This is a genomic window from Fulvivirga sp., from assembly GCF_040220315.1.
Taxonomy (GTDB): Bacteria; Bacteroidota; Bacteroidia; order Cytophagales; family Cyclobacteriaceae; genus Fulvivirga.
Genome location: NZ_JAVJUY010000378.1, coordinates 1 through 6,919 on the forward strand (window position 1 = coordinate 1; position 6,919 = coordinate 6,919).

General features: G+C 35.7%; 5 protein-coding genes. 3 read left to right on the plus strand and 2 right to left on the minus strand.

The features are described from left to right. Positions 1 to 2,186, minus strand: a 2,186-nt coding sequence (locus RLO81_RS19530) for an ABC transporter permease (RefSeq protein ID WP_350115849.1), incomplete at its 3' end; no start/stop codon positions are given. Positions 2,187 to 2,379: 193 nt separating this feature from the next. Between RLO81_RS19530 and RLO81_RS19535 the strand changes: the two genes are divergently transcribed. Further along, on the plus strand, positions 2,380 to 3,750 hold the full coding sequence (locus tag RLO81_RS19535) for a sigma-54-dependent transcriptional regulator (RefSeq protein ID WP_350115852.1): 1,371 nt from the start codon (positions 2,380 to 2,382) through the stop codon (positions 3,748 to 3,750). A gap of 56 nt (positions 3,751 to 3,806) precedes the next feature. Here the strand turns inward: RLO81_RS19535 and RLO81_RS19540 are convergent, their stop codons facing one another. Next, positions 3,807 to 4,652 carry a dienelactone hydrolase family protein gene (locus RLO81_RS19540; RefSeq protein ID WP_350115855.1) on the minus strand — a complete coding sequence of 282 codons (846 nt, stop codon included), beginning with the start codon at positions 4,650 to 4,652 and terminating at the stop codon, positions 3,807 to 3,809. Between the two features lie 87 nt (positions 4,653 to 4,739). On the opposite strand from RLO81_RS19540, the gene RLO81_RS19545 reads away from it, so the two are divergent. After that, positions 4,740 to 6,086: a sensor histidine kinase gene (locus RLO81_RS19545; RefSeq protein ID WP_350115858.1), complete on the plus strand. Its 1,347-nt coding sequence runs from the start codon at positions 4,740 to 4,742 to the stop codon at positions 6,084 to 6,086. A 67-nt stretch (positions 6,087 to 6,153) separates the two neighbouring features. Then, positions 6,154 to 6,912, plus strand: a complete 759-nt coding sequence (locus tag RLO81_RS19550; protein ID WP_350115861.1) for a hypothetical protein — start codon at positions 6,154 to 6,156, stop codon at positions 6,910 to 6,912. Positions 6,913 to 6,919: the final 7 nt, after the last annotated feature.

Here is a 6,919-nt window from a genome sequence, read left to right on the forward strand (position 1 = left end):
ATACCTATTTCTTTAGTTCGTTGAATCACGGAATATGAAGCAAGACCTAAAAGCCCTAAACCGGCAATAAGTACCGAAAGCAATGCAAAAAGACTAATGATAAAACTGAACTCATTATCACTCTTATATTGTTCATTAAATCTTGAATCAAGAAAGTTGTAATCAAAAGGGTATTCAGGAAAAAACTTAGCCCATATAATTTCTATTTGGTTTAATGATTGCTTCAATGCAATGGCTTTTTTATCTGATGATTGATTCTCATCAATATTTAAAGCAAGAGAATAATAGTTACTCCAACTGCTGTAAACAAGAGCCATTGGCTCAATTCTACTTTTGAGAGACTGTTGATGAAAATCCTTGACCACACCTACAATGGTTAGCTCAGGGAACATTCTTCCTTCTATCAGATTTTTGCCTATTGCCTCCTCAGCTGATTCAAAGCCGAGAAGTGAAAGAGCAGCTTCATTAATTACAAAATGGCCTTTGTCAAATGTTCCATCTCCTTGAATATAAAACCTTCCGGCTGCCAGTTCAATGTCATAAGCATCAATAAAGTTTCTATCGCAAGCTAGTAACTGTATGTTTTTCTTTTGATCTTCTGTTTCGTTAACCAGCCTCAAAGAAGTAGCCCAACCGGTGTTCTGTCCAGGTATGTCACTACTCGCAGTAATGTGCTTTACACTATTTAGTTGATTTATTTCTTCTTTGAAAGAGTTAATCACCTGGTACTTGTCATTGTTTGAAGAGGTTACATCAATTGGTGGAGAATCCAGAATAAGTATATTATCAATATTCAAACCCAAATCTTTATTCTTCATATAAGTAATCTGTTGGTATACCACATACGTGCCGATGATCATTATTGAAGATGCCGCAAATTGAAATATCACGAGTCCTTTACGCAACATATCGCCACTTTTGAAACTCGTCATTTTACCTTTTAGAACCACAACTGGCTTAAAGGAAGAAAGTACAAACGCTGGATACAAACCGGATAAAAATGAACCTAATACCAAAACAGCAGCAAACATTGACCAGAAGAACACTTTGGAGTCTTCAGAAATAGACATTAAATCCTTGGTACCAAAAACTGCTGGTAATACTAGTTGTGTAACAGTAAGAGCTATGGCCGCGGCTAAACAGTTAATTATGAATGATTCAATCATAAACTGCAATCTGATCTGGCTTAGATAAGAACCAAGCGCTTTCCTTACTCCAACTTCCCTAGCCCTTTCTGTGGCACGGGCCGTTGATAAATTAATAAAGTTGATCCATGCGATGGTCAAAATAAACAATCCTATTAACTGTAAACCGTAAAGTAATTTTTCGGCAGAAGTATCTAATGTAGCATCTTGAGTAACAGTAGTAAGATGCAGGTCGGCAATAGGCAGTATGCCCATTGACCATGAAGTTTCATCACTAGTAAATACATCTAGATTTGTTACATTACGATCAAGAGAAGCAATAATTTCTCCATCGGGTCTATTACTCCTAAAAAATGTTTCGGCATTAAGGCTATTCCATTTATTCAGTTCTTCCTCTCCTTCTATGGAGCCTTTTGATGCCATGGACAAAAGCACATTCAAATTAAATGTAGTATTTCCCGGCAGATCTTTTATCACTCCCACCACTTCATAATCATTATTGCCAATGTTGCCACTGAGCGTAATTGTTTTACCTATTGCCTCCTTTGGTTCGAAGAATTTTGAAGCTACAGATTCAGAAAGAACAACTTTCATTGGTTGATCCATCTTGAGAAATGAACCGGCCTTTAACTCTAAATTCAAAACATCTTTAATGGATTGATCTGCAAACTGAACACCCTGTTGCTCAATCGCCATTCTACCCGTTTCGCTGTCGTAGATCAATGAATTATTTTGATAATCTATCTGAACTAACCGAAAGGCATTTTCAACTTCAGGAATCTCTTCCATTTTGTTTTTTAATGCAGTACCGGCATTGAAGTAAACAATGTTCTTACCATCCTCTATTTGTCGTACGAAGTATGCTCGATATATTTCCTGATAGTTTGGGAAGTTTTTGTTGTAGCTGAATTCGTAATTTACATAGTAATAAATACTCAAACATGCGGCCATTCCTAAAGCCAATCCAGCAATGTTTATAAAGCTAAATACCTTTTTATTGAGAAGATTTCTAATAGCTATTTTTATGTAATTAGTAATCATAGTTTTTTCGTTTAGGGATTTGGTAATCTCATTGCCAACATGAATGCCAAACTCATAAGTATCTGTATATCAATTATTTAAAATATTAATCTTGTAAATTCAGGTTAAAATTGTATCATAATGAGACAACTAATTTGTGTCATATTGATACATTATCTAGTTTAGGTGAGTAAGCTAAGTAATAACTACTGATATGAGCAAAAACAAAGGAGTAATACTTTTGGTCGATGATGATGAGGATGTTCTTCTTACAGGCAAAATGATACTCAGGCCTCATTTTGAAAAAGTACTCACTGAGTCTTCCCCAAAAACGTTGGAGTCATCTTTAAAATACTTATCTCCTGACGTTATCATCCTTGACATGAATTACAAGTCGGGCGCTACCAGTGGCAATGAAGGCTTATATTGGTTACGAAAGGTGAATGAAATTGACCCGACAATTAAAGTTATTATGAATACTGCCTATGGTGATATTCAACTGGCAGTAGAATGTATGAAGGAAGGGGCATCTGATTTTATTACTAAGCCCTGGGAAAAAGAAAAGATTCTTAACACTGTTATTAATGCTTTTAAGTTACGAGCAACTGAGAACAAAGTAGCCAAATTGGAGTCAACACAAACGGCACTTGTTAACGATTTAACTAAATCTGAAAGCCCAATGTTGGGTGAATCAGTAGAAATGCAACAAGTGTTTGAAATGATCGCCAAAGTGGCTAAAACGGACGCAAACGTGCTTATTACTGGCGAGAATGGAACAGGCAAAGAACTTGTGGCTAAGTCCATTCATGAGCAATCAAACAGATTAAAAAAACCATTTATAAAAGCAGATTTAGGAGCAATCGCTACAAGTCTGTTTGAATCAGAATTATTCGGATATAGAAAGGGAGCCTTCACAGATGCCAAAGAAGATCGTCCTGGGCGAATTTCTATTGCTAATGAAGGCACGCTGTTTTTAGATGAGATTGGCAATATATCTGACGGGCAGCAATCAAAATTATTAAGTGTCTTACAAAACCGAGAGGTGATACCTATTGGCAGTACAACCCCCTTACCAATTGATGTGAGAATTGTTTCTGCAACAAACAAAAATATACAAGAAGCCGTTGATCATGGGAATTTTCGCATGGATTTACTATATCGATTAAATACAATAGAAATCAATGTACCTGCATTGAGAAAGAGAATTAGCGACATACCCATACTCACTAACTATTATATTACTAAATATGCCAGGAAATATGAAAAAACTGTTCACGGATTGAGTTCAGAATGTATCACTAAACTCAAACAATATCGGTGGCCTGGTAATGTACGCGAGTTAGAACATGCAGTGGAGAGAGCAGTAATCATGACTTCCAACAGTGAATTGACAGCAGAAGATTTTATGTTTCATGACAATAAAGAGATTGAAACAACTCGCACACTTAATGTTGAAGAGGTTGAAAAGAATCTCATTACTCAGGCTATTGATAAATTTAATGGAAACTTAACGAAAGCATCCAAAGAGTTAGGTATGGGAAGAAGTACCTTGTATAGAAAAATGGAGAAGTATAGATTGAATTAGGAAAGGCTTATTAATAATTAGGGCACTCTATAGCGAGTGCCCTTTGTTTTTGTTATTTACTTTGTAAATACGTCACTGAATAAAGCCTTCATTTCTTCCCAAGAAGCTTCATCAGCTTCAGCGTTATATTCTAGTGGCAATTCAAATTTCTCGCCCATTGCTGTTGCACCTTTACTTGTAAATGCATGCTTGGCACTATCGTAGGCAATATATTTATAACTAGCATTTACACTATCCATTGCCGATTTGAAATTTTCGACAGACTCCTCTGAAACAAATGGATCTGCACCGCCATTACATACCAATATCTTGGCCTTAATATCTGAAGTGGGCATAACTGGTAACTGAACACCACTATGGAAAGCGGCTACTGCATCAAGATCTTTCCCCATATTGGCCATTGTTAAAGCAACGCTTCCACCAAAGCAATAGCCGATCACTCCTATTTGTTGACCATCTACTTTTTCATTCGATTTTAACAACTCCAATGCTTTGTCAAAACGAGCTTCGGCTTCTTCTATGTTAGAAAATACTGACATCATAAATTTTTGAGCATCTTGTGGATGTTGAGCTACTTTTCCATCGCCATACATATCTACGGCCAATGCCACATAGCCAAGTTTGGCAAGCATATCTGCCCTTTCTCTTGTGTATTCATTATGCCCCCACCATTCATGAACCACTAAAATCCCGGGCTTTTTATCTGTACTGTTTTTATCATAGGCCAAATAGCCCTTCATTGTTGTTGAATCAGTAGAGTAAGTAACTTCTTCACCTACATATTCCTGGGTAGAGTCAACGGCCAAAGTCTCGTCTGCATTTTCACCAGACTTCTGCACACAGGAAATTATAAAAGCCGACAAACAAAGTATTAATAGAAATTTTGCACTTAATGATTTCATCTGTTTAAATTTTAAGTTTAGTTTCAACATCAATATAACAATTAGTTTTAGATACTTCTAGCACACTTTAATTAATCAAAAAAAGCTTTGCTATCATTTAGATTAAACATAAGCATTAAAATACTGTTCACTTCAGTATTATTTTTTGCAGGTTTTTATGTGCTTACACAAACTTATTTCTGGCTGGTTTCATTGTGGTTATTTTTAGCAGCCATATTAATTCTGATTTCCTTAATTCATACCATTGAAAAACATCAAAGAGACTTATCCAATTTTTTAATTGGTATAAGCCAGAACGACTTTTCGATGTATTACACAGGAAAAAAAGCCAATAAACTCGATAAGGAAGCCCAGCATGCCTATTCAGTAATTTCAGACAAGATGCGTGAGCTCAGGAAAGTTAGTGAGTCCAATTATCACTTTTTAAAGGCAGTTGTAGCACATTCATCCATAGCCATGCTCGGCTATGTAGAAGATTCGGGTTCAGTAACGTTATTAAATGATGCTGCCAAAGATATTTTTAAAATACCCTTCTTAACGAATATAAAACAGATAAAGTCAATTGAAAAAGAATTGTATTTCTTAATTACTAAATTAGAAAGTGGTGATCGTTCATTGATTAAAATTAACTATGGAAATGAGTTGGTGAACTTATCAGTAAGTGCCAAAGAATTGAAGTTGAATGACCAGATGTATAAGTTGGTTTCAATACAAAATATAAATTCTGAACTGGATGAAAAAGAGTTGGAATCTTGGCAAAAGCTGATTAAAGTCCTAACCCATGAAATAAAAAATTCAGTAATTCCCATCTCAACACTTACTGAAGTAATTAATCAATTAATACTTGATACCAATGGCAACTTAAAGGAGCTGACTGCACTGGATGATGAAGATGCTGATGACGTGATCCAAGGGTTGAAGACAGTTGAAAAGCGAAGCAAAGGGCTGGTGAAGTTTGTAAATTCGTATGGAGAGTTATCTAAAATACCATCACCTAACCTGGAAAAGGTAAATATTAGAGAGCTTTTTAATGAAGTAGAACTTTTATTGAAAGATTCTTTTAAAACAAATAGTGTTCATCTTAAGGTGCTTGCCAGTGCAAAAGAGATACTCATCGATAGGGAATTAATCCAACAAGTATTAATTAATTTACTTAAAAATGCCTTAGAAGCAGTAACAGGTAAACCTGATGGCATAGTTACGCTACAACATATATTAAATGCCGATGGGCGCGATGTTTTTACAATTACCGATAATGGTGCCGGCATAGACAAGGCCACAATGGAAAACATCTTTGTCCCGTTTTTCACCACAAAACAAGATGGCTCCGGAATTGGGCTGAGTTTATCCAGACAGATCATGAGAGCCCACAAAGGATCGCTAAAAGTACAATCAGAATTAGGCAAAGGCGCAGAATTTATAATGATATTTTAGAAGTATTTACCTTTTTATGTATTTAAGTATCAATCAATTACATTTGAATGAATTAAATTTTAATCTTATGAAATTGAACAAGCTATTTTATTTTTTCTTGCTATTTGTTATTGCTTTAACCAGTTGTAAAGACGATGAAGATTCTACACCTGCACAATCTTTAGAAAATGCTGAGTTAAGTTTTTCAGCTTCAGAAACGCCCATTGAATTACCGGCAGCTATGTTGTCTTCTGATGATCCTGTCGCTCAACAAGCGGTTGGTTATGTTCAGCAAATTAACAGCATGACAAATCAATTATCATTATTTGATGTTCCAGCGGGTGCTACAAAATCTACAACACCGATAGGAAAAAAGTCTTCTGACAATGGGCGAACAGAAGAAGATTACTTAGTATATACTTATACTGATGGCGATTACTCAGTAGCTTATCAGATATCAGAAACAACCACACATTATGTGTTTGAGTTATTTTGGAAGTTATCTCCAGAATCTGATTATATAAAAATAGTGGGTGCACAAGAATCAAAATTGATTCGCGAAGGCTTCTTAGAGTATTTCGACTTTTCTGGTCAGAACCAAAATGAATTCGTATTTAGGTATGAATGGTCAGAAGACCCTAATGGGGTATTGTATTTTGACCTGTTAACGGCCAACGATGCCTTTAGAATTAATGCAATCATTAACCCTAATAACTCGGGTTCGATTAATTACTACGCTGATGGTGATTTATTCTACACCATCAATTGGAATGCTGATGGTAGCGGATCTTGGATCCAGTTTGATTCAGAAGGAAATTCTGTTAATTCAGGTGAATGGTCGGCATAATAGAAAA

What these genes read in the sequence shown, in the direction of transcription:
- RLO81_RS19540 (WP_350115855.1), bottom strand. Translation starts at nt 4,652, where the DNA reads ATGAAATCATTAAGTGCAAAATTTCTATTAATACTTTGTTTGTCGGCT.
- RLO81_RS19550 (WP_350115861.1), top strand. Translation starts at nt 6,154, where the DNA reads ATGAAATTGAACAAGCTATTTTATTTTTTCTTGCTATTTGTTATTGCT.
- RLO81_RS19535 (WP_350115852.1), top strand. Translation starts at nt 2,380, where the DNA reads ATGAGCAAAAACAAAGGAGTAATACTTTTGGTCGATGATGATGAGGAT.